The organism is Corynebacterium sp. (assembly GCF_012838985.1).
Taxonomy (GTDB): domain Bacteria; phylum Actinomycetota; class Actinomycetes; order Mycobacteriales; family Mycobacteriaceae; genus Corynebacterium.
This window is the reverse complement of sequence record NZ_DUOE01000096.1, coordinates 20,174-43,261: the sequence shown is the minus strand read 5'-3', so window position 1 is coordinate 43,261 and position 23,088 is coordinate 20,174. Positions and strand designations below refer to the sequence as shown.

The 23,088-nt window shown below is 68.9% G+C and carries 18 protein-coding genes; 5 read left to right on the top strand and 13 right to left on the bottom strand.

The window, feature by feature from the left end:
* The 12 genes from GXZ33_RS05580 to gdhA all read right to left on the bottom strand — a co-directional run.
* Nucleotides 1-1,509 (bottom strand): HD domain-containing protein (locus tag GXZ33_RS05580; protein WP_291339878.1); only part of this gene is annotated, 1,509 nt, incomplete at its 3' end.
* Nucleotides 1,493-1,831 (bottom strand): P-II family nitrogen regulator, encoded by a 339-nt coding sequence (locus GXZ33_RS05575; protein ID WP_040086138.1) that lies wholly within the window; start codon nt 1,829-1,831, stop codon nt 1,493-1,495. The genes GXZ33_RS05575 and GXZ33_RS05580, both read right to left, overlap by 17 nt.
* Nucleotides 1,832-1,898: 67 nt before the next feature.
* The gene (ftsY, locus tag GXZ33_RS05570) at nt 1,899-3,548 is read right to left on the bottom strand and encodes a signal recognition particle-docking protein FtsY (RefSeq protein WP_291339877.1); all 1,650 of its coding nucleotides are present in this window, start codon (nt 3,546-3,548) and stop codon (nt 1,899-1,901) included.
* Nucleotides 3,549-3,580: 32 nt separating this feature from the next.
* Nucleotides 3,581-7,018, bottom strand: a complete 3,438-nt coding sequence (gene smc / locus GXZ33_RS05565; protein ID WP_291339876.1) for a chromosome segregation protein SMC — start codon at nt 7,016-7,018, stop codon at nt 3,581-3,583.
* Between the two features lie 36 nt (nt 7,019-7,054).
* Nucleotides 7,055-8,872, bottom strand: coding sequence for an alpha/beta hydrolase (locus GXZ33_RS05560; RefSeq protein WP_291339875.1), 1,818 nt, complete (start codon nt 8,870-8,872; stop codon nt 7,055-7,057).
* A complete protein-coding gene (locus GXZ33_RS05555) occupies nt 8,869-9,147 on the bottom strand; it encodes an acylphosphatase (RefSeq protein WP_291339874.1) in 279 nt (92 codons plus the stop codon). Before GXZ33_RS05555 ends, GXZ33_RS05560 begins: the two co-directional genes overlap by 4 nt.
* Before the next feature lie 10 nt (nt 9,148-9,157).
* Complete coding sequence (locus GXZ33_RS05550; protein WP_291339873.1) at nt 9,158-10,630, bottom strand: alanine/glycine:cation symporter family protein; 1,473 nt, start codon at nt 10,628-10,630, stop codon at nt 9,158-9,160.
* A gap of 31 nt (nt 10,631-10,661) precedes the next feature.
* The gene (mutM, locus tag GXZ33_RS05545) at nt 10,662-11,489 is read right to left on the bottom strand and encodes a bifunctional DNA-formamidopyrimidine glycosylase/DNA-(apurinic or apyrimidinic site) lyase (RefSeq protein ID WP_291339872.1); all 828 of its coding nucleotides are present in this window, start codon (nt 11,487-11,489) and stop codon (nt 10,662-10,664) included.
* Nucleotides 11,467-12,228 (bottom strand): ribonuclease III, encoded by a 762-nt coding sequence (rnc, locus tag GXZ33_RS05540; protein ID WP_291339871.1) that lies wholly within the window; start codon nt 12,226-12,228, stop codon nt 11,467-11,469. Before rnc ends, mutM begins: the two co-directional genes overlap by 23 nt.
* Nucleotides 12,225-12,731, bottom strand: a complete 507-nt coding sequence (locus GXZ33_RS05535; protein ID WP_291339870.1) for a YceD family protein — start codon at nt 12,729-12,731, stop codon at nt 12,225-12,227. Before GXZ33_RS05535 ends, rnc begins: the two co-directional genes overlap by 4 nt.
* A gap of 12 nt (nt 12,732-12,743) precedes the next feature.
* Complete coding sequence (locus tag GXZ33_RS05530) at nt 12,744-13,448, bottom strand: DivIVA domain-containing protein (protein WP_291339869.1); 705 nt, start codon at nt 13,446-13,448, stop codon at nt 12,744-12,746.
* A gap of 66 nt (nt 13,449-13,514) precedes the next feature.
* Nucleotides 13,515-14,858, bottom strand: coding sequence for an NADP-specific glutamate dehydrogenase (gene gdhA, locus GXZ33_RS05525; protein WP_291339868.1), 1,344 nt, complete (start codon nt 14,856-14,858; stop codon nt 13,515-13,517).
* Between the two features lie 140 nt (nt 14,859-14,998).
* Here gdhA and GXZ33_RS05520 point away from each other — a divergent pair, with 140 nt between their 5' ends.
* Complete coding sequence (locus tag GXZ33_RS05520; RefSeq protein ID WP_291339867.1) at nt 14,999-16,087, top strand: glycerate kinase; 1,089 nt, start codon at nt 14,999-15,001, stop codon at nt 16,085-16,087.
* Here the strand turns inward: GXZ33_RS05520 and GXZ33_RS05515 are convergent.
* Entirely contained in the window at nt 16,057-16,437 is a 381-nt protein-coding gene (locus GXZ33_RS05515) for a hypothetical protein (RefSeq protein ID WP_291339866.1), read from the bottom strand. The two genes, GXZ33_RS05520 and GXZ33_RS05515, sit on opposite strands and share 31 nt — an antisense overlap.
* Before the next feature lie 30 nt (nt 16,438-16,467).
* Between GXZ33_RS05515 and GXZ33_RS05510 the strand changes: the two genes are divergently transcribed.
* The 4 genes from GXZ33_RS05510 to GXZ33_RS05495 all read left to right on the top strand — a co-directional run bounded on the left by GXZ33_RS05510 (nt 16,468) and on the right by GXZ33_RS05495 (nt 23,035).
* On the top strand, nt 16,468-17,793 hold the full coding sequence (locus GXZ33_RS05510; RefSeq protein ID WP_291339865.1) for a DUF4921 family protein: 1,326 nt from the start codon (nt 16,468-16,470) through the stop codon (nt 17,791-17,793).
* 128 nt (nt 17,794-17,921) lie between these two features.
* The gene (locus tag GXZ33_RS05505) at nt 17,922-19,202 is read left to right on the top strand and encodes an HNH endonuclease signature motif containing protein (protein ID WP_291339864.1); all 1,281 of its coding nucleotides are present in this window, start codon (nt 17,922-17,924) and stop codon (nt 19,200-19,202) included.
* 104 nt (nt 19,203-19,306) lie between these two features.
* Nucleotides 19,307-20,560, top strand: coding sequence for an amidohydrolase (locus GXZ33_RS05500; RefSeq protein ID WP_291339863.1), 1,254 nt, complete (start codon nt 19,307-19,309; stop codon nt 20,558-20,560).
* 96 nt (nt 20,561-20,656) lie between these two features.
* Nucleotides 20,657-23,035, top strand: coding sequence for a glycogen/starch/alpha-glucan phosphorylase (locus tag GXZ33_RS05495; protein ID WP_291339862.1), 2,379 nt, complete (start codon nt 20,657-20,659; stop codon nt 23,033-23,035).
* Nucleotides 23,036-23,088: the final 53 nt, after the last annotated feature.

Below are 23,088 nucleotides of genomic sequence, written 5' to 3'. Positions count from 1 at the left end.
GGGGACCAGGGCACGGCGGGCCCGGTCGACGAGGGTGCGCAGGCCGGACTCCAGGCGGGTGTTCCACACACCGGGTCCGGTGGCCCGGGCGTCGGCCTCGGTGAGCACCTCGAGGAGGTCGAGGGTGTCGCGGTCGTAGTGTACGGCGTCGAGAAGCAGGTCGCGGGTGTCGTCGGCGGTGGGGTCGTGCCGTGTCGCCAGGCGGGCGATGGTGGTGTGCTCGGCGACGAGTGTCTGCACCCGGGAACGGTCCGGCAGGTTGAGGCCGAGGCGGGCGGCCATCCGGGCGACGAACTCCGCGCCGACCTGCTCGTGGGGCCGCCCGTAGCCCTTGCCGATGTCGTGGAACAGCGCCCCGAGATAGAGCAGGTCCGGCCGCGCCACCGAGACACCCACCGCCGCGCAGTTGGCGACCGTCTCCAGGCTGTGCTGGTCGATCGTGTGGATGTGGGTGCGCTCGCGGGGCATGCGGCCGCGGATGTGCCCCCACTCGGGCACCAGCCGGGTCCACAGGCCGTGTCGGTCGAGTTCGTTGACCACCTCCGGGTGGGCGAGCAGCCCGAAGAAGTCCTCGGCGGCGGTCGCCGGGTACACCGCCGGCATGTCGGGCAGTTCCCGCAGGCGCTGCCAGGTGTGGGTGGTCACGGGCAGCCCGGTCCGCGCACTGGCCGCCGCGACGCGCAGCACCAGGGCGGGGTCGTGGAAGTTGGGGCGGCGCGACAGGGTGATCTCGGAACCGGCGGCGACGACGTCGACGTCGAGGGGGCGGCGCACCCGGCGGACGCGCGAACCCAGCGCCGCGCGGGAGGCGGCCAGGGCGGCGGTGACGGCGGCGTCGATACGCCGGGCGGCGGCGGCCACCTCCCCGGAGAGCTCATGCCGGTCCGCCATGCCGAGGTCGGCGGCGATGTCGGTGGCGAACTCCGGGTCGAGGACGTCGCGCCGACGGCGGGCGTGGGTGTGGAGGAGCGCGCGGACGTCGAGAAGCAGCTGCCTCTCGGCGGCGAGCGCCGGCACGTCGCAGAGCTGCGCCAACGCCAGCGCCCGGAGCAGATCCAGGTCACGCAGGCCCCCGCGGCCGTTCTTCAGGTCCGGGTGCGTCATGGTCACCACCGACCCCGACAGCCGCCACCGCGCGATCGCCGCGTCGACGAGCGCGTCGAAGTTGCGGTGGATCTCCACCCGCCACTCGCGCAGCACCAGCTCCCGGGTCCGCGCGGTGAGCTCCGCGTCCCCCGCGAGGTGCCGCATCTCCAGCATCGCCAGCGCCGCGGTGGAGTCCGCGTTCATCATCCCCGCGCACTCCGCGGGCGTGCGCACGGCATGGTCGATGCGCCACCCGCTGTCCCACAGGGGGTACCACAGCTTCTCGACGTCCGGCTCCACCCCCTCCGGGTGCAGCAGCAGCAGATCGAGATCCGAGTGCGGCGCCATCTCCCGCCGGGCCAACGACCCGGTGGCCACGAGGGCGCACCCGGGTGGGACGGGCAGGTCAGAGAGCAGCTTCATCGTGTTCGCCGGTGCGCACCCGGACCACACGCTCCACGGAGCTGACCCACACCTTGCCGTCACCCATCTTGCCGGTGTACGCCGCACGGGTGATCGCGTCGATGACGTCATCGACCTGCGCGTCGGTCACCAGTGCCTCGATCTTGACCTTCGGCACGAAGTCGGTGGCGTACTCCGCACCCCGGTACACCTCACTGTGTCCCCGCTGGCGGCCGTAGCCCTGCACCTCGGTGACGGTGAGTCCGCCGACGTCGAGCGCCTCGAGCGCGTCCCGGATGTCGGAGAGGGTGAAGGGCTTGATCACGGCGGTGACGAGTTTCATGGCCCAGATTCTAGGTCACCGGGCAGCAAAAAAGGGGCCCGTGGGCCCCTTCCTCACTTCCCGACGTCTACTTGCCGCCGAGCAGCGCGTCCACGAAGCCCTCGACCTCGAAGGGGGCGAGATCATCCGCACCCTCACCCAGGCCGACGAGCTTGACCGGCACGCCCAGCTCCTCCTGCACCTGGAAGACGATGCCGCCCTTGGCGGTGCCGTCCAGCTTGGTCAGCGCCACGCCGGTGATGTCCACGACGTCACGGAACACACGCGCCTGGGTCAGGCCGTTCTGGCCGACGGTGGCGTCGAGCACCAGGAGGACCTCGTCCACCACGGCCTTCTTCTCGACGACACGCTTCACCTTGCCCAGCTGGTCCATGAGACCGGTCGCGGTGTGCAGACGGCCGGCGGTGTCGACGAGCACGACGTCCGCGCCCTCCTCGACGCCCTTGGCGACGGCGTCGAAGGCCACCGAGGCCGGGTCCGCACCCTCGGCACCACGCACGGTGGTCGCACCGACGCGACGGCCCCAGGTCTCCAGCTGGTCGGCGGCGGCCGCACGGAAGGTGTCCGCCGCACCCAGCAGCACCTTGTGGCCCATGGAGACGAGCACGCGGGCCAGCTTGCCGGTGGTGGTGGTCTTGCCGGTGCCGTTGACACCGACGATGAGGATCACGGCCGGCTTGCCCTCGTAGGGCATCGCCTTGATGGAACGGTCCATCTCCGGGTGGCAGACCTCGATGAGGGTCTCACGCAGCATGGCGCGGGCCTCGGCCTCGCTGGAGACACCCTGCTCGGCGATCTTCTCGCGCAGGGAGTCGACGACGTTCATGGTGACGGTGGTGCCCAGGTCGGCCATGAGGAGGGTGTCCTCGATCTCCTCCCAGGCGTCCTCGTCCAGGTCACCGGCGCTGAGGATGCCCAGCACACCCTGACCGATGACGCTCTGGGAACGCGCCAGACGACCACGCAGACGACCGATGCGGCCGGCTGCCGGGGCGATCTCGTCAACCTCGGCAGGGGCCGGGGCCGGCTCCGGGACGGTGTCCGGCACCGGGGTCTGCTCGAGGGCGGCCTCGACGGCACCGGCGGTGACGGAGGCGGCGGCCGCCGCTTCGGTGGCCTCCTCCTCGACGCGCTCGCGCTCCTCGACGACCTCCTGGATCTCCGGCTCCTCCTCGACCCCAGTCTCAGCCTCGACCTCGGCGGGGGTGTCCAGCTCCGGCTCCGGTGCCTGCTCCTCGACCTTCTCCTCGGAGATCTCCTCGAGCTTCTCGGCGACCGGCTCGGTCACCTCGATCTCGACGGGCTCCTCCGGCTCCTCAGGGACATAATCGGCGGCCTCGGCGGCACCCTCGAGGGAGAAGGACGCCTCCTCGTGCTCGAGAGGCTCGGCGACCTCCGCCGGCTCGGGGACGACCGGCTCCTCATGCGGCGGGAGGTCCTCGGGCTGCGGCTCGGGCGCGGGCGGCTCAGCGGCGAGGCGCTGACCGTCGAGAAGCTCCGGCTCCCGCTCCTCGGCCTTGGCGGGGGCGAAGTTGAAGCCTCCGGTGGCCTGGTAGTTGCCGGACTTCTCCTGCTGGGTGAGCTCCTTCGGAGTCTCCTCCTTCTTCTCGAAGCTGACCGTCTTGGACTTCTTGCGGTTGAGCCCGATGATGACGAGCAGGATGAGCAGCAGAATCGCGACTACTGCGATGCCGATGATGAGGTAGGTCGTGTTCATGACCTCCATAGTGTCAGTCCGGGCGTGAATATTCACGCCGGACTCTGTGCCGGACTCATCCGCTGGCTGATGACGCGGGTGACGCCGTCGCCACGCATGGTCACGCCGTAGAGAACGTTGGCGACATCCATCGTCGGCTTCTGGTGCGTGATGACGATGAGCTGCGAGTCCTGCCGCAGATCCTCGAACAGGGCGATGAGGCGGCGCAGGTTGACGTCGTCGAGGGCGGCCTCGACCTCGTCCATGACGTAGAAGGGGCTGGGGCGGGCCTTGAAGATCGCCACGAGCATCGCCAGCGCGGTCAGCGATTTCTCGCCACCCGAGAGGAGCGAGAGGCGGCGGATCCTCTTGCCCGGCGGGCGGGCCTCGACCTCGATGCCGGTGGTGAGCATGTCGTCGGGGTCAGTGAGGAGGAGGCGGCCCTCGCCGCCCGGGAACAGCGTCTGGAACACCAGGGGGAACTGCTTCTCCACGTCCACCCACGCATCCGTGAACAGCTGCAGGATCTTCGCGTCGACCTCGTCGATGACGCCGCTGAGGTCCCGGCGGGCCTGGAGGACGTCGTCCAGCTGCGTGGACAGGAACTCATAGCGTTCCTCGAGGGCCTTGAACTCCTCGAGTGCGAGCGGGTTGACCTTGCCCAGCGAACGCAGGTCCTTCTCCGCCTGTGCCAGCCGCTTCTCCTCCTCCGCGCGGTCGAAGTCCGCGTCCGGGGTGTAGTCGGCCATGAGGTCGGCGATGGCCAGGCCGAGCTGTTCGACGATCTTGGCCTCGGCCTCGTCGATGCGCACCTGCGCGCGGGAACGGGCGATGTCGCCGGCGTGGGCGTTGTCGGCCAGGCGCCCGAGCTGCTGCCGGGCCGCGTTGATCTTGTCCTTCGCCCGCGCCAGGCGGGAGTTCAGTTCGGTGCGCTGCCGGGCCAGCTCATCGCGTTCCGACGCCGCCCGCTCCGTCGCACCCGCCACCCGCGCCGCCACGTCGAGGGCCCCACGCTCGACGACGGCCGCCAGCTCCGCCGCCTCCCGACGCTTCCGCATGACCTCCTCGTGCCGGGCCTTCGCCTGGCGTTCGTGGGCGGCCTGCCGACGCAGGGACTCTCCCCGACCGGTGGCCTGCCCGGCGCGCTCCTCGGCGGTACGCAGGGCGAGGGTGGCCTCCATCTCCATGGCCTTGACCTGGGCGAGGGCGGTGTTCGCCTCATCGCGGGCGGCGGTCGAGGGCTCCTCGGGGGCGTCGGAGTCCTCCACGCGGGCGAGGCGGTCGCGGGCCTCGGCGAGCTGGTCGCGCAGGTCGGCGAGGCGGGCGTCGGCACCCGTGGCCCGCTCCGCGGCGCGCTGGTGCTCCGCGCGGTTGGCCTCGTACTGCTTCTGCAGGCGCGCGAGGTCCCGCTCCCAGCCGGTGACGGCCTGGTCGTGTTCGCGCAGGGCGGCCTTCCTGGCGGCGGCGTCGACGCGTGCCTCCTCCGCGGCGATCCGGGCGCCCTCGAGGGTGCCGGAGAGCTGGTCGAGGAGGGCGCGGGCGTCGAGAAGTCCTCTTTCGGCGGCGGCGATCTGTGTGCCCACCTCGACGGGGGACACGGTGCCGTGGCCGGCCTGCAGCCACCCTTCTCCGCACAGGACGCCGTCGGGGGTGACGGCGCGCAGCCGCGGGTCGGCGTCGACGGTGGCCTGCGCGGTGGGCAGGTCGGGGGCGAGGGCGACGTCGGCGAGCAGGCGGTTGAGGGTGCGCGTGATGCGCGCGTCGGCGTCCAGGTGGTCGAGCAGCCACGTCACACCCGCGGGCAGGTCCGCGGTGAGGCGCCAGGGGTCAACGTCGGTGGTCTCATCGATGAGGACGGTGCGCGAGGCCCCGTCGAGCTTCTCGACGACCCCCTCGTCCACCACACCCACCAACGCCTCAGCGTGCGCGCCGAGTGCCGCGGACACCGCCCGGCCCTGCTCCGTGCGGAGGAGTGCCGCCAGTCCCGGCCAGTCGAGGTCCACGGCGGCGACGGGCACGTTCTGCCGCAGCGTGTCGATGCGCGACTGCAGCGAGTACACCGCCCGTTCCCTCTCCCGCTGCTCATCGCGGAGCTGGTCGAGGCGTTTGTCGGCGGCCCCGGCCTCGCTGGCGGCACGGATGTGGGCGTCCTCGAGCGGGGTGCGCTCCCCCTGCAGCCCACGGATCCGCTCGGCCACCTCCTCGGCCTCCCGCTGCGCCGACCGTGTGCGCGCGAGGGTGCCGGCCAGGGTCTCCGCCTGGTGGGCGATCTCCTCCTCCGCGGCCGCGACCTGCCCGGCCAACGACTCCTCGGCCGCGATGAGCCGCACGACACCTTCCCGACGGTCCGCGATCGCCTGCACCTGCGCCATGTGCTCGGCCTCCGCTTCCCGACGTGCCTCCTCCCGTTCAAAAACCTCGTCGCGGATGGACTCGAGCCGTTCGGCGGCAATCTCCACGGCCTCGGTGAGCTCCGCGAGCTCCTCGTCGGCCTGCTCCGCGCGTCGCTCGAGGGCCTCCGGGTCCGGCCCGGTGTAGGCGACGACGTCTGCGTTCGCGGCCCGTTCCGCGGCGATGCGGGCGGTGGCGGAGACACGCTCCGCCAGCGTCGAGAGGGTGAACCACAGCTGCTGCGCGGCGTCGGCCTCGGGGACGAGGGTCTCGAGCTCCATCTCGATCTCCAGCTGCTCCCCGCTGGCCTCCTCCAGCAGCTCGGTGACCTCCTCCACCTGCTCCGCCAGCAGGCGGGCGCGCCGGTCGGCGTCGTCGAACTCGCTGCGCAGACGGTGGAGCCGGTCCCCGGCGAGGCGCAGCCGGGCGTCGCGGAGCGTGGCCTGCACGGTCTGCGCACGCTGCGCGGCCTCCGCCTGCCGGGCCAGCGGCTTGAGCTGCTTGCCCAGCTCATCGGTGAGGTCCTGCAGACGGTCGAGGTTGGCCTGCATGCCGACGAGCTTGCGCTGCGCCTTCTCCTTCCGGCGGCGGTGCTTGAGCACGCCGGCGGCCTCCTCGATGAAGGCGCGGCGCTCCTCCGGGCGGGACTCCAGGATCTGCGCCAGACGCCCCTGCCCGACGATGACGTGCATCTCCCGGCCGATGCCCGAATCGGAGAGCAGCTCCTGGATGTCCATGAGCCGGGCCCGCGAACCGTTGATCTCGTACTCGCCGGCCCCGTCGCGGAACATGCGGCGGGTGATCGACACCTCGGTGTAGTCGATGGGCAGCGCACCGTCGGAGTTGTCGATGGTGAGGGTCACCTCGGCGCGCCCCAGCGGCTTCCGGTCCCCGGCACCGGCGAAGATGACGTCCTCCATCTTGCCGCCACGCAGGGTCTTCGCGCCCTGCTCACCCATGACCCACGCCAGGGCGTCGACGACATTGGACTTACCTGACCCGTTCGGGCCCACCACCGCACAGATGCCGGGCTCGAATTTCAGGGTCGTCGCAGACGCGAAGGACTTGAATCCCCGGAGCGTCAACGATTTCAGATGCACCCGATCAGGGTAACAGCTGCTGATGCCCGGTCCCGGTCACCGCGGGAGGGAACGCTGCTGCGTCTCTCCCGCGTCCGGGGTCGGCACCGGGCTGAGGTTGTTCCTGCTCATGTAGGCGAGGGCGGCGTCGACGGCCCGGAGCTTCCGGTCCAGCTCGACGATGATGTCGGCCCGGGGGTCCGAGAACTCCGCCAGGCGGGCACGCTCCCGGCGCAGCACTCGTTCGGTGTCGGTGAGGCTCAGCCAGATGGAGTCGTCCGCCTCCAGGTGGTGCCGCGCCCGCAGGATGACCAGGGCCAGCTGCGATTTCACCAGGGACTCCACGGATTCGGCGCTGGTGGCGGGACTGAGCACACCCACGGCGATGCCGGTCGTGCCCGCCGACACGAGTGTGCCCGCGGTCAACAGCCCACCGATCATGCCGCCCGGCCCGAAACCGGCCAGGGCACTGGTGATGGCGGCCGCCCCGGCCAGCCCCGGCGTGGCGGTCAGCGCCAGCCCACCGGTGGCCACCGTCAGTGCGATCGCCCCGACCCCGACCAGACCCCACTTCACCCAGGATCTGCCCCGGTCGGTCCGCAGTACGTCGGCTGCCTCATCGAGTGCCTCGAAGACGTCGGTGCCGAAGGATGAGCCCAGCCCCATCCCCTCGGTGAGATCCTCCATCGCCAGCTTGCGGATCTTCTCGTCGACGTTGATCTCGAAAGGGGCTAGCAGGTTCTGCTCGGCCAGGGTCACCAGGAGGGTCACCGCCTCCTCCCTGCTCAGATGCCTGGTGGCGTCCGGCATCCGAGGGTCCTTCTCCATGTCCGTGAGATCGACATCCAGCTCGGCGATCGCAGCAGCCACCGGACGTCTCTCCCGGTGCGCCCGGGCCCTGATCTCGGCGACCGTGCCGGCCTGCACCTGTGCCAGTGCACCGAGGTACCGTTGCTTCTCATCCCCCTTCATCCGTTCGCTGATCAGGTGGGCGTAGCGCAGGGCCTGCAGACCGTCGCGCTCCTGCGAGTCCAGGGTGATGTCCACGCCCCGGCTGACCAGGTCGAGCTCCCGGGACCGGGAACCGAAGAGCGCGTACCCGATCGCGGTGGCCACGGCCGGGGAGGCGAGATACTCCCGGGAGGAGTGCGCCGACCCCGGGAACGGTGTCGTGGCCACCTTCTGGTCCAGCACCCACGGGAACACCGAGGACACCCCGCGTAGTGCTGCCACCGGGTCGGAGGGACTCCAGAAGTTGACCCACCAGGCGAGGTTCGTGGGCGGGACGGCCAGTTCCTGCCGCAGCTTATCGACGTCGAACTGCTGGTTCGTCAGCGGACTACCCACCGTGACCAGGCCGGTCACTTCCAGCCCCACCGGCAGCCGCCGCACCAGATCAGCCGCGATCACCGAACCGAGGCTGTGTCCCACGATGAGGATGCGCCCCTCACCGGGAAGCTCCTCCAGGATCCGGGTGAGCACCCCGGCACGGACCCGTTGGTCGGCCAGGTAGTTGCGGGCCTGCGCGAAGTTCGGGACACCCACGGCGACGTTGATGACGGCATCAGCCAGCGGGATGTGCCGGCCCCCGGTGTGCCGGCCCACCAGCTGCTCCATCGCCGACACACGCTGCTCGAAGTCACGGCGGTGGTCCCGCAGGGCTTTCCGGGCAGGTTCCTTGACCGTGAGCGGAGGCATCCGGAGATCATCCTCCACCCCGTGCAGGGCGTCGGCGTAGCGCGGCGCGATGACACGCACCCCGGAGAGATCGGAATAGCCGACGGCCTGCAGGGCCGGTTCCAGGGCGGTGCGCCACCGTCCGTCCGGATCCCCCTGCCCCACCCCGTGCAGGAAGAGCAGAATCGGCCGGCTCACCGGACGAGAAAACCCTGCTCGCCGAGCGGGTCCTCCCAGACCCATGTCACGGAGGTGACCTGGCCGGGGCGTCGATGAGCGGACGGCTGCGCCTCCAGACGCTCGAGCAGAGCCTGCACCGAGTCCCGGGTGCCCTCGGCGACGATGCGGACACGACCGTCCGGCAGGTTCTCCGCAGATCCATCGAGGTTGAGGTCCACGGACTGGCCGCGGACCCACCAGCGGAAACCGACACCCTGGACCTGGCCGTCGACATGAGCTGTGATACGGGTCATGCCGTTCATCCTATCGGCGATCCTCCAGTGCGCGGCGGGTGACGGGGTCGGAGCCGTCCCAGTACTCGACGTTCTTCAGCTCGGGCAGCATGTCGCGGTGGAAGACCGGGTCGATGCCGCGGCTGCGCTGCTCGCCGTAGTTGCGCAGCAGCTTGATGGCCACGCCGCCGAGCGGGACGATCGCGATGAGGTTGATGAACACCATCGTCGCGGCGAAGGTGTCGCCGAGTGCCCAGACGAGCGGCAGGGAGCCGACTGCGCCGAAGAACACGAAGCCGACGACGACCACCCGGAACACGGTGAGCCACAGATCCGACCGGGTGAGGTACTCGATGTTCGTCTGGGCGAGGTAGTAGTTGCCCAGGATCGAGGAGAACGCCAGGAAGAAGAGGATGAACGTGAGGAAGTGCGTGCCCCACGCTCCGACGGTGCCGGCCAGTGCCTCCTGGGTGAGCGAGGCACCCTGGACGGTCTCCCCGTAGGCGATGTCCCCGGCTCCCAGCAGGATGATCACGGCGGTGATGGAGCAGATGATGATGGTGTCGAAATACACGCCGAGGGTCTGCACCAGGCCCTGCTTCACGGGGTGGGAGACGGTCGCGGCGGCGGCGGCGTTGGGGGCGGATCCCATGCCGGCCTCGTTGGAGAACAGGCCGCGGCGCATGCCGTTCATGAAGGCGGCTCCGACCGCGGCACCGGCGATCTCCCGCAGGCCGAGGGCGTGGCCGACGATGTCGGCGATGACTCCGGGCACCTCCTGGATGCGCAGGGCGATGACGATGAGCGCCACGACGAGGTAGGCGACGGCCATGAACGGCACGATGATCTGGGTGGCGCTCGCGATACGACGCACACCACCGAAGATGACCAGCGCGGTGAGCAGGGCGAGGATGCCGCCGACGACCATCTTGAACATGTTGTCGTCGCGTTCGAGGGACCCTCCGACGGCCTCGACGATGGAGTTGGTCTGGATGGCGTTGTAGACGAAGCCGTAGGTGATGGAGATGAACACCGCGAAGATGAACGCCAGCCACTTCGCGTTGAGGCCGCGGGTCATGTAGTAGGCGGGACCGCCGTGGTAGTTGCCGTGGGCGTCCTTCGTCTTCCACAGCTGCGCGAGGGTGGACTCGACGAAGGCGGTGGCGCCGCCGATGACGGCGATCATCCACATCCAGAACACCGCGCCGGGCCCGCCGAGGGTGATGGCGACGGCGACGCCGGCGATGTTGCCGGTGCCGACGCGGGAGGCCGCGGAGATGGTGAAGGCCTGGAAGGCAGAGATGCCGCCGTACTCATCGTCCTTGTCCTTGCCCGGTATGCCGGGCTTCTCCATGACGGAGCGGAGCATGTCGGGCAGCATGCGGATCTGCACGAGGATGGTGCGGATGCCGAAGTACAGGCCGGCCGCGATCAGCAGCCAGGGGACGACGGTCCAGAGGTTGTCGTTGACCGTCCCTGTGACGAATGATTCGAGGGATTCCATTCCTCAAAGGTAGCGCCAAATGTGGCTCAGGTCACTGACACTTGTCGCAGAAATGAGAGGAACGCCCGCCGACGACGATGCGCCGCAGCGGGGTGCCGCACCGGTGGCACGGCTCCCCCTCCCGCCCGTACGCGTTCAGGGACCGGGAGAAGTATCCCGATTCGCCGTTGACGTTGACGTAGAGCGAGTCGAAGGAGGTGCCGCCCTCGGCGAGGGCGCGGCGCATGACGTCCTCGGCGGCGTCGAGAAGCGCCACCGCCTCCCGCTGCAGCAGGGACGAGGCCCGGCGGGTCGGGGCGATGCGGGCCTGCCACAGGGCCTCGTCGGCGTAGATGTTGCCGATGCCGCTGACGACCTCCTGGTTGAGCAGCACCGACTTGATCGGCGAGCGCTTCCGGCGGATGAGGCGGGCCACGGCCACCCGGTCGAAGTCTGATTCCAGCGGGTCGTGCGCCACATGGGCCACCGGCACCGGCACCCCGCCGACCTGCGGGGTGTACAGCCAGCGGCCGAAGGTGCGCTGGTCGACGAAGGCGAGCTCGCGTTCCCGCCCGGCGGTGTTGGTGAGCAGGGAACGGATGCGCATGTGCGGCGAGGTGCACACGCCGGGGTCGCCGACGAGCATCTGTCCGCTCATGCCGAGGTGGACGTAGAGGGCGTCATCGCCGAGGTCGAGCCAGAGGTACTTGCCGCGGCGCCGCACGGCGTCGATACGCGCACCGACGAGCAGGTCCGCCAGCGGCGCGTCCTGACCGCGGTTCGCACGGGGGTGCAGCACGGCGACGTCCTCGAAGGTGGCGCCGTCCAGGTGCGTCTCGAGCCCCCGGCGGACGACCTCAACCTCGGGGAGTTCCGGCACGCGGATTCTCCCTCAGCGCGAGGTAGGCCTCACGCGCGGAGGCCTGCTCGGCGATCTTCTTGCTCGGCCCGACACCGCGGCCCAGCTCGATGCCGTTGACGGTCACCAGGGCACTGAACGTGAGGTCGTGCTCGGGGCCGGTCGACGTGGCGTCGTACACCGGCATCGGGTACTTGAGCTCGGCGGCCCGCTCCTGCAGGGTCGTCTTCCAGTCGCGGTGGATGTTGCTGGCCGAGGCGGTGTTGATCTTCTCCTCGAACAGGCGCAGGACCACGCCGCGGGCGGTCTCGAAACCGTGCTCCAGGTAGATGGACCCCAGCAGGGCCTCGGTGGTGTCCGCGAGGATGGAGTCCTTCTCCCGGCCCTCGGTGACCAGCTCTCCCCTGCCGAGCAGGATGTGCGGGCCGAGGTTGATCTCCCGGGCGATGTCGGCCAGTCCGAAGCGGGACACGATGGAGGCGCGCATCTTCGAGATGTCCGACTCCGGGCGCGACGGGTACTGGTCGTAGAGCTGGTTGGCCACGGACAGGCCGAGGACGGCGTCGCCGAGGAACTCGAGGCGCTCGTTGTTCGGCAGGTTGCCGTTCTCGTTGGCGAAGCTGCGGTGCGTCAGGGCGAGCCGCAGGTGGTCGTCGGAGATGGTGACACCGAGGGCGTCGAGAAGCGGGGTGTGATCGACGGCCGCGAAGGCCGCGGCCCAGGCCTCCTCACCGGTGGGACGGGAACGCCTCCGGCTCACAGGAACTTCTCCAGGTCGGCCCAGCGCGGGTCGAGCGGCTCATACTCGCCGGAGACGCCGTCCGGGGCGGGGGTCTCGGAGTCGTCGCAGCCGTCCGCGCACTGCGGGTTGAAGGGCAGGGTGAGGCCGGCCTCGTCGATGACGGACTGCAGCAGGTCGATCTCGTCGCCGACGATCTCCGGCAGCTCGTCGACCTCGTCGTCGTCCTCGGCGTCACCGGTGACGAAGTCGTCCGAACCGGAGAACACCTGCTGGACACGGATCTCCAGCGGCGGGTTGAGGTCGGCGAGGCAGCGGACGCACTGGCCGGTGAGCTCGGCGGTGACGGTGGCGTCGACGAGCACTCCCCCGCCCAGCTGGGTGAGGGTGGCGTCGACGGTGACCTCCGCGCCCTCGGCGATGCCGATCATCTCCGGCCCGATGCGGGTGGGGGCGGGGCCGGTCTGGGTGCGCTGCTCGAAATCGGTGAGACGGGCGACGTTGAACACGAAAGGTGAAGTCATAACGTACCGAGCCTACTCACTTCGGCGGCGGGACACACCTGCGCCCCGACGCAGTGCCTGACGGTCCCGCGTGACGGTGCGCAGGACCTCGTTGAGGGAGCCCTCGAACTCGGAGAGCTTGTTGTCGACGAACTCGTCGCACTCGCTGCGCAGCCGTTCGGAATCGGCGTGGGCGGTGTCGACGATGCGGTGCGCCTCCTCGTTCGCGCGGCGCACGACCTCGGACTCGGAGACCAGGCGTTCCTGCTCGGCGATGCCCTCGTCGACGCTGCGTCGGTAGGAGTCGTTGCCGTCCTCGATGAGGCGGTCGGCCTCGACCTGCGCGCGGTGGATGGTGTCGTCCGCTTCGCGACGCGCCGACGTCACCATGTGGTCGGCGTCATCCTCGGCCTTCGCCACCATGGTGGTGGCGCGGTGCTGGGCGTCGTCGACCATGTGGTCGGCGTCCGCCTGGGCGCGGGAGACGATCTCGTGGGCCTCGGCCTCGGCCGCGGCGATCATGTCGCGGGCCCGGTCCTCGGCCCCGCGGAGGATCTCGTCCCGCTGGTCCAGGACATCCTGGGCGTCGTCGATCTCCACGGGCAGGGCGTTGCGCAGATCGTCGAGAAGCGCGAGGGTGTCGTTGCGCGGCACCATGCAGTTGGAGGTCATGGGCACACCGTAGGCCTGCTCCACGGTCTGGTTGAGCTCGTCCAGGGCTTCGAAGACTCTATACATGACTCAAAGATTACTGGCCCTGCCGCACAATGTGTGGTGCGGCAGGGCCAGGAGGCTGAAGGGTTCTCAGATGACGCCCTGGGCGAGCATCGCGTCGGCGACCTTCTTGAAGCCGGCGATGTTGGAGCCGACGACGTAGTTGCCCTCGTGGCCGTACTCCTCGGCGGTGCGGGACATGGTGCGGAAGATCTTGGACATGATCTTGTGCAGACGCTGGTCGGTGTACTCGAAGGACCAGGAGTCACGGGAGGCGTTCTGCTGCATCTCCAGGGCGGAGGTGGCCACGCCGCCGGCGTTGGCGGCCTTGCCCGGGGCGAAGTGGATGCCGCGCTTGCGGAAGACCTCGATGGCCTCCGGGGTGGACGGCATGTTCGCGCCCTCGGAGACGTAACGGATGCCGTTGTCCGCCAGGGTGCGGGCGTGGTCGCCGTTGAGCTCGTTCTGGGTCGCGCACGGGAGGGCGACGTCGGCCTTGAGGTCCCAGATGGAGCCGTCGGCGTGGAAGGTCGCGCCGGTGGCCTCGTCGGCGTAGCAGGAGACGCGCTCGCGGCGCTTCTCCTTGACGTCGTGGAGCAGCTCCACGTCGACGCCGTCGGGGGTGGAGACCCAGCCGGAGGAGTCGGAGAAGCCGACGACGGTGGCGCCGAGCTCCTGGGCCTTCTCGATGGCGTAGATGGCGACGTTGCCGGAGCCGGAGACGATGATCCGGGAACCGGAGAGGGAGTCGCCGTGGGCCTTCATCATCTCCTGCGTGAGGTAGACGGCGCCGTAGCCGGTGGCCTCGGTGCGCACGAGGGAGCCACCCCAGGCGAGACCCTTGCCGGTGAGGACACCGGACTCGTGCTGGCCGGCCAGGCGACGGTACTGGCCGAAGAGGAAACCGATCTCGCGGCCGCCGACGCCGATGTCACCGGCGGGGACGTCCTTGTACTCGCCGATGTGGCGGTGCAGCTCGGTCATGAAGGACTGGCAGAAACGCATGATCTCGAGCTCGGACTTGCCCTTCGGGTCGAAGTCGGAGCCGCCCTTGCCGCCGCCGATGGGTAGGCCGGTCAGGGAGTTCTTGAAGATCTGCTCGAAGCCGAGGAACTTGATGATGCCCAGGTTGACGGACGGGTGGAAGCGCAGGCCGCCCTTGTAGGGGCCCAGCGCGGAGTTGAACTGCACCCGGAAACCACGGTTGACCTGTACTACGCCGGTGTCGTCGATCCACGGCACCCGGAAGATGAGCTGGCGCTCCGGCTCGCACAGGCGCTGGATGAGGCCGTAGTCCGCGTAGTGCGGGTCCTTCTCCAGGACGATCTTGAGGGAGGCGAGAACATCTGCGACTGCCTGGTGGAACTCCGGTTCTCCTGCGTTCCGCTTGAGCAGCATGTTGTAGTAGGAGGAGACCTGCTCGTCAATAGACATACGAGTCCTTTCCGGCCCGCAGTCGCGGGCAGCCCGGGGGGTGGGTTTTCTAACGGCCTATAGTTTTCACGGGCGGCGGCGTTCACGCAAGTCACCACGGAGTTGAATATGTCACTCCCACTGGCCCTAGACTGCTTCCCATGGTCCACATCATCATCGCCCCCGACTCCTTCAAGGGCACTGCCACCGCTGATCAGGCCGCGCGGCTGATCGGCGAGGGTGTCCGCTCGATCATCCGGGACGCCGAGATCACCCTCGCACCCATGGCCGACGGGGGTGAGGGCACCGCCGCCACCTTCGACGGCCAGACCATCACCCTGCCCACCACCGACGCCGCCGGCCGCCTCACCGAGGCCTCCTACGTCTTCGACGGCACAACGGCCTACATCGACATCGCCGCGGCCTCCGGCCTCCCGGCGGTGGCCGACAACCCGGTCCCCCTCACCGGCGACACCTACGGCACCGGCGTGCTCATCGCCGACGCCCAGACCCGCGGCGCCACCCGCATCGTCCTGTGCCTGGGAGGTTCCGCGACCTCCGACGCGGGCACCGGCATCCTCGTGGCGCTCGGCGCGTCCCCCCTCGACGCGGAGGGATACTCCCTGCCGAAGGGCGGAGGCTCGCTCGGTCAGCTGGCCAGCATCGACACCGCCCAGCTCAACATCCCCGCCGCGGCCGTCGAATGGGTGCTGCTCACCGACGTCAACGCGACGGTCCCCGAGGCCGCCACCGTCTACGCGCCGCAGAAGGGCGCGTCCGCCGAGGACGTCACGCTTCTCGACGCCGCCCTCACCCACGCCGCCGAGACCCTCGGCATCGACCCGCACACCCCGCGCTTCGGCGCCGCGGGTGCCGTGCCGGTGGGCATCCACTGGCTGTCGACGATGCTCCACGGCACCGACAGCCACGTCCACGTGCTGCCCGGCGCGCCGCTCGTGGCGGACGCACTGGGGCTCAACGAGTCGATCCCGCAGGCGAACCTCGTCATCACCGGTGAGGGCGCCTTCGACGCGCAGTCGCTGACCGGCAAGGTCGTCGGCACCATCGCCGACATCGTCGCGGGCACCGACGCCACGCTCGGCATCGTCGCCGGACGCATCGACGTCGACCCGGGCGCGGACGTGCTCACGGTGGAGATGGGCGAGCCGGTGGACGTCGAGAAGCAGCTTTTCGACGCCGGCGCCCGCCTCGCCGCGGACTACCTCCGGATCTCCACCGCCCAGGGGTAGATCGCGTCCACCTCGTAGTTCTGCTCCTGCTCGAGGAGCAGGGCGTCCTGCGGCAGGTCGGCCTGCGGGGTGAGGAAGCGGGAGAGGACCATGGCCAGCTGGTTCACGGAACCGGTCTGACCCTCCACCCGGATGACGTAGCGGTGGACCTGCGCGTCGTAGAGATCGTCGCGATCCTCGCGCAGGCCCTCCTCGATGCCCTCGTAGAGGGCGGGGGCGTGGTGGTGGGTGACGTCGGCGGCGGTGAGCTTCCCGGCGTCGAGAAGCTTCTTCATGGCGTCCTCGAACACCTCCTGGAGCTGGAGTGCGGCGGAGTCGGGGATGAGGACATCAAACTGGATCGCAGGCATGAGGAAAGACTAGCCAATAACCTGGAGGGTATGAACCTCCCCGTCAATGCGCACCGCGACCCCATCACCATCATGGCCGACGGAACGATCAAACAGGTCAACCCGTTCTCCGGGACCGAGGTGTGGACCGTACCCGGCCGGGGCAACCGTCCCCTGTCGAAGCCGGCCGTCGACCCCGCACCCCTGGGGCCCCACGACCGCGACCACCGCTGCGCCTTCTGCGCCGCCACCCCCCTGGCCACCCCGCCGGAGAAGTCCCGCATGGTCCGCGACGGTTCCGACTGGAGGATCCTCCAGGGCCTGCTCCCCCACGAACTCGACGACACGGTGCCCGAGTTCCGCCGCGTGCCCAACCTCTTCGAGATCATCTCCTACGACTACTGGTCCAAGAACTACGGCTACGAGATGGACCCGGAGACCGTCGCCCGCATGGCCACCTACCTGGCGGACCCGGCGGGACGCGAGCACGTGCTCGACATCGTGCGCACCCGTCTCACGGCGGGCGGGCAGTCCGCGGACCTCTCCGAGGAGGAGCTGCTCGGGTACGCCCCCGCCTACTTCGGCGGCGGCCACGACGTCATCATCTCGCGCCGCCACTTCACCGACGACGCCACGCACGACAATGAACTCGCCTCCTCCGGCACCCTCACCCCGGAGGAGCACTTCGCGCTCACCCTGTTCACCATCGACGGCATCGACGACCTCTACCAGCGCAACCGTTATGCGCCGTACGTCGCGGCGTTCCAGAACTGGCTGGCCCCCGCCGGCGCGTCCTTCGACCATCTGCACAAGCAGCTCGTGGCCATCGACGCCCGCTCCGTCCAGGCCGAGCTGGAGATCTCCCGTCTGCGCACCAACCACAACATCTACAACGAGTGGGGCGTCGACTACGCCGGCTACCGCAACCTCATCATCGCGGAGAACGAGCACGCCGTCGTCCACGCCGGTTTCGGCCACCGCTACCCCACCCTGACGATCTACTCCCGCTCCGCCACCCCGGAGCCCTGGCTGATGTCCAACGCCGAGATCCGCGGCATGAGCGACCTCATCCACGCCTGCCACGCCGCCACCGGCCCCGATGTGCCCGTCAACGAGGAGTGGCACCACCGCCCGGTCGATCTCGACCTGCCCATGCCCTGGCGTGTGAACATCAAGTGGCGCGTATCGACGCTCGCCGGCTTCGAAGGCGGCACCAAGATCTTCGTCAACACCCTGTCCCCCGACAATGTCCGCGACCGCATGGTCTCCGCCATGTACCGCCTGCGTGACGAGGGGAGGATCGCCCAGGACATCCGGATCGCCACCGAGTGCTCCACCCGCCGCAATTCGCTGCTCTACAACCCGCTGCTGCAGTAGCCCCGGAGTGCGCAGTTGCGCACTTTTCACACCCCCTGACCTGCGGACACCCCCTTTCGGGGCCTCGTGTCGGGGGCGCCTGTTACGGTGGCCGTGATCGAACACCAATTCGACTTCCGGGGGAATTCTTGCTCGCCACGATCACCGAGCCGTCCACACTCACCGACCGTCAGCTGACCACCACCCTCACCCACGCCCACCGCTCCCTCACCCGCCACAAGGCGGCCTTCATCCTCCACCTCGCCGAGTTCGACGACCGCGGGCTGGCCCGCGCCCACGGTGCCACCACCACCGCCGACTGGGCCGTGCGCACCCACGACCTCTCCCGCCGCACGGCCTACGAGTACCTCCAGGTCGGGCGCTCACTCCGCCCCTTCGTGCTGTTCACCGAGGCCTTCGCCGTCGGCGACCTCTCCTACTCCAAGATCCGCCTGCTCCTGCAGTACGCCACCCTGGACAACGAGTCCGCCCTGCTCGAGCTCGCCCTCGCCCACGCCATCACCGAACTCGAGGCCCTGCTCGCCGGCCACGACCGTGTCGGTGGCCGCAGGAGGAAGGCCGGCAACCGTCTCTCCGTCACCGTTGAACCCGACACCGGGCGGCTGAACTTCTGGGGCAGCCTCGATCCCGAAAGAGGTGCCGAGTTCCTCGCCGCCCTCAAGGCCGCGGAACTGAGCCCCTCCGGTGCGGCACCAGAGCCGGAGGAGGGCCCGGATTCCTCGAACACGCGCTTCGGCGCCCCTGTCGCCGCCACCCGGGTCGGCGCCTTCATCACGATGTTCCACATCACGCGCACCAACGCCACCGAGGCCGCCCGCACCGCCCCCGGCGCGCAGGTCAACATCGTCATCGGCCCCGACGACCGGGCCTTTCTGCCCACCCAGCCCGGCGCCGAGAGCGGTGAGCTGCTGCGCAGCATCCTCAACGGGTTCTTCTCCGTCCAGATCCGGGACGCCCGTGGGCGCGTGCTCAACCTCTCCCGCACCTCGCGTCTGGCCAACGCCGCGCAGGTCAAGGTGCTGCTGACCCGTTGGCATTTCCGCTGCGCCACCCCGGGGTGCACGTGCACCCGCTGGCTTGAGTTCCACCACATCCACGCCTGGGCCTCCGGGGGCGCCACCGACCTCGACAACCTCATCCCCCTGTGTCCGACGCACCACGCGATGATCTCCAACGGGGAACTGGCCATCGTCGTGGATCAACGGGACCCGTCCCTGCTGCGGTTCCGTTTCCCCGGCGGGGAGTCCTACACCTCGGAGGACAACCGGCCCCCGGTGCTGGACCGGGCCATGGGGCAGCACGCCGACAGCTACTCACACGGCCCGGTGCCGAAGGGGGATGAGAAGCTTCTCGACGTCTGGGATCACCAGGACACCTTCGACGACATCATCCCAGGTCAGACACACTGATGAGTGCGCAACTGCGCACTTTTCCGACACCCCTCCCCCTCCCCTGCTCTACTCTGGACACCAGTCATCCGCCCCACCCCTCAAAGGAGTCTCCGAACACCCCCATGAGCGACATCGCCCGTCTCCTCGCCCACCACGACGTCGATCTCAGCTGGCAGCAGTCCTTCTACGAGGACCTGCACGAGCGTCCGGAGCTGTCCGGGCACGAGCACGAGACGGCGGAGAAGATCGCGGCGAAACTGGAGGACTTCGACTGCGAGGTCACCACCCACATCGGCGGTTTCGGCATCGTCGCCGTCTTCCGCAACGGGGAGGGCCCGACCGCCCTGTTCCGCGCCGACTTCGATGCCCTGCCCATCACGGAGAAGACCGGCGTGCCTTTCGCCTCCACGCGCGTGCGTCCGGGCCCGGACGGCACCCGAACGGGTGTGATGCACGCCTGCGGACACGACATGCACACCACCGCCCTGCTGGGCACGTGCGCGCTTCTCGACGCCCACCGGGACGCCTGGTCCGGCACCTTCATCGCCCTGTTCCAGCCCGCCGAGGAGACCGGTGAGGGGGCGGCCGCGATGGTCGCTGACGGCCTCGTCACCCGCATCCCCCGCCCCGACGTGTGCCTCGGGCAGCACATCATGCCGGGCCGTGCGGGAGAAGTACAGACAATGGCCGGCCCCCAGTTCGCCGCCTGCGACTCGATCCGCATCACCATCCCGGGACGCTCCGCCCACGGTTCCATGCCGCACAACGCGATCGACCCGACCTACATCGCGGCGATGGTCATCATCCGCCTGCAGGGCATCGTCGGCCGCGCGGTGGACCCCAATGACTTCGCCGTCATCTCCGTGGGTTCCCTGCACTCGGGGACGACGAACAACATCATCCCCGCCTCCGCTGAGCTGGTGCTCAACTGCCGTTTCTACAGTGAGACCACGAAGCGTCGCGTGTACGCCGCCATCCGCCGGGTGGTGGAGGCGGAGTGCATGGCGTCGGGAAGCGAGGAGGCACCGACCTTCGAGTTCTTCGGCCACGGCGAGCTCGTGGACAACAGCCCGGAGGTCTTCGGGACGGTCCGCCCGGTCTTCGACGAGGTCTTCGGGAAGGAGTCCGTGGACGCGCAGCGGACGACGGTGTCGGAGGACTTCGCGAACATCCCCAAGGCCTTCGGGGTGCCCTATCTGTACTGGGTCGTGGGCTGCACGCCGCAGGACCTGTGGGACCGCGCGGTGGCGGAGAACCGGGTCAAGGAGGACGTGCCCGTCAACCACATGAACACCTTCCTCCCCGAGTACGGGCCCACCGTCTCCGCCACCACGCGGGCGGCCACGGCGGGGGTGCTCGCTTATCTGGGTCACTGAGGCGCACAACCCCCTGGGTGCCTATATGCTGAGACAAGTGGCTACTTAAGGTAGCCCTTACACCTGTTGCCACCCCGACAACCCAGGAGCTAACCCATGAGTGACACCCTGCCCGCGCTGAACTCGACCGTCGGCGGACATGTCCGCGCCGCATCCGGCGAGACCCCGGAGAGTGCCACCGACTACAAGTTCTGGTTCGGTCTCTCCCGCGGTGTGATGGAGCAGATCGCCGACAAGTGGGAGGCCACCACCAAGGCCTACGCGGGCGGCCGCCAGCAGCACTACTTCTCGGCGGAGTTCCTCATGGGCCGCGCGCTGCTGAACAACCTCACCAACCTCGAGATGGTCGAGGAGGCCTCCGAGACCGTCCGTGAGCTCGGCCATGAGCTGGGCGACGTCCTCGAGGCGGAGAACGACGCGGCCCTGGGCAACGGTGGCCTCGGCCGCCTCGCCGCCTGCTTCCTGGATTCCTCCACCACCCAGAACCTGCCGGTCACCGGCTACGGAATCCTCTACCGCTACGGTCTGTTCAAGCAGGCTTTCGACAACGGCTTCCAGACCGAGCACCCGGACGCGTGGAAGGAGAACGGCTACCCGTTCTACATCCGCCGTGAGGAGCAGCCGCGCATCGTCCACTTCGACGACATGACCGTGCGTGCGGTGCCGTACGACATGCCGATCACCGGCTACGGCACCGACAACGTCGGCACCCTGCGCCTGTGGAAGGCCGAGCCGATGGAGGAGTTCGACTACGACGCGTTCAACTCCCAGCGTTTCACCGACGCCATCGTGGAGCGTGAGGCCGTCATGGACCTCTGCCGTGTCCTGTACCCGAACGACACCACCTACGCCGGCAAGGTCCTGCGTGTCCGCCAGCAGTACTTCTTCGTGTCCGCCTCCCTGCAGGCCATGATCGAGTCCCACCTGGAGAACCACGGCGATCTGGAGACTTTCGCCGAGTACAACTGCATCCAGCTGAACGACACCCACCCGGTGCTCGCCATCCCGGAGCTCATGCGTCTGCTGCTCGACGAGCACGACATGACCTGGGAGGCGGCCTGGAAGATCGTCACCGAGACCTTCGCCTACACCAACCACACCGTGCTGGTCGAGGCCCTCGAGCAGTGGAACGTCTCCATCTTCCAGCAGCTCTTCGGTCGTATCTGGGAGCTCACCGTCGAGATCGACCGACGCTTCCGCGAGGATCTGCGTGGCCGTGGCCTCGACGAGGACCACATCGCCCGCATGGCCCCGGTCCAGGACGGTCACGTCCACATGGCCTGGATCGCCTGCTACGCCGCGTACTCCATCAACGGTGTCGCCGCGCTGCACACCGAGATCATCAAGCGTGACACCCTCGGCGACTGGCACGACATCTGGCCGGAGAAGTTCAACAACAAGACCAACGGTGTCACCCCGCGTCGTTGGCTGAAGATGTGCAACCCGCGCCTGTCCGACCTGCTGACCCGCCTGGTGGGTTCCGATGAGTGGGTCACCGACATGGACAAGCTCAAGGAGATCGCGCACTACGCCGACGATGAGGCCGTGATGAACGAGCTGCTCGACATCAAGGCAGCCAACAAGGTCGAGTTCGCCGAGTGGATCAAGGAGCGTCAGGGCATCGAGATCGACCCGGACTCGATCTACGACACCCAGATCAAGCGTCTCCACGAGTACAAGCGTCAGCTGCTCAACGCCCTGTACATCCTGGACCTGTACCTGCGCATCAAGGAGGACGGCCTCAAGGACGTCCCGCCGCGTACCTTCATCTTCGGTGCGAAGGCGGCCCCGGGTTACTACCGCGCCAAGGGCATCATCAAGCTGATCAACGAGATCGCCGAGGTCGTCAACAACGACCCGGAGGTCAACGACGTGATCAAGGTCGTCTTCGTGGAGAACTACAACGTCTCCCCCGCCGAGCGCATCATCCCGGCGACCGACGTCTCCGAGCAGATCTCCACCGCCGGTAAGGAGGCCTCCGGTACCGGCAACATGAAGTTCATGATGAACGGTGCCCTCACCCTCGGCACGATGGACGGCGCGAACGTCGAGATCCACGACTCCGTGGGCGACGAGAACGCCTACATCTTCGGTGCCCGCGAGGAGGAGCTGCCGGAGCTGCGCGCCACCTACAACCCGTGGCACGCCTACGAGACCGTCCCGGGCCTCAAGCGCACCCTCGATGCGCTCATCGACGGCCACCTGGACGACAACGGCACCGGCATGTTCCACGACCTGCGTTCCTCGCTTCTCGACGGCGGCGGCTGGGAGACCCCGGACGTGTACTACGTCCTCGGTGACTTCGCCGACTACCGCGAGACCCGTGACCGCATGGCCGCCGACTACGCCGACCGCCTGCACTGGGCCCGCATGTGCTGGGCGAACATCTGCGCCTCGGGCCGTTTCTCCTCCGACCGCACCATCAACGACTACGCGCGTGAGGTGTGGAAGCTGGAGCCGACCCCGGTGAAGTAGCCACCCACCAACGCTGAAGCGGCGGAGAGGATGATCCTCTCCGCCGCTTCTGT

Excerpts from the sequence above, each read along its gene's own strand:
- GXZ33_RS05575 (WP_040086138.1), bottom strand. The coding sequence starts at position 1,831 with ATGAAACTCGTCACCGCCGTGATCAAGCCCTTCACCCTCTCCGACATC.
- ftsY (WP_291339877.1), bottom strand. The coding sequence starts at position 3,548 with ATGAACACGACCTACCTCATCATCGGCATCGCAGTAGTCGCGATTCTG.
- GXZ33_RS05555 (WP_291339874.1), bottom strand. The coding sequence starts at position 9,147 with ATGACCCGTATCACAGCTCATGTCGACGGCCAGGTCCAGGGTGTCGGT.
- GXZ33_RS05550 (WP_291339873.1), bottom strand. The coding sequence starts at position 10,630 with ATGGAATCCCTCGAATCATTCGTCACAGGGACGGTCAACGACAACCTC.
- GXZ33_RS05535 (WP_291339870.1), bottom strand. The coding sequence starts at position 12,731 with ATGACTTCACCTTTCGTGTTCAACGTCGCCCGTCTCACCGATTTCGAG.
- GXZ33_RS05530 (WP_291339869.1), bottom strand. The coding sequence starts at position 13,448 with ATGTATAGAGTCTTCGAAGCCCTGGACGAGCTCAACCAGACCGTGGAG.
- gdhA (WP_291339868.1), bottom strand. The coding sequence starts at position 14,858 with ATGTCTATTGACGAGCAGGTCTCCTCCTACTACAACATGCTGCTCAAG.
- GXZ33_RS05520 (WP_291339867.1), top strand. The coding sequence starts at position 14,999 with ATGGTCCACATCATCATCGCCCCCGACTCCTTCAAGGGCACTGCCACC.
- GXZ33_RS05515 (WP_291339866.1), bottom strand. The coding sequence starts at position 16,437 with ATGCCTGCGATCCAGTTTGATGTCCTCATCCCCGACTCCGCCGCACTC.
- GXZ33_RS05510 (WP_291339865.1), top strand. The coding sequence starts at position 16,468 with ATGAACCTCCCCGTCAATGCGCACCGCGACCCCATCACCATCATGGCC.
- GXZ33_RS05500 (WP_291339863.1), top strand. The coding sequence starts at position 19,307 with ATGAGCGACATCGCCCGTCTCCTCGCCCACCACGACGTCGATCTCAGC.
- GXZ33_RS05495 (WP_291339862.1), top strand. The coding sequence starts at position 20,657 with ATGAGTGACACCCTGCCCGCGCTGAACTCGACCGTCGGCGGACATGTC.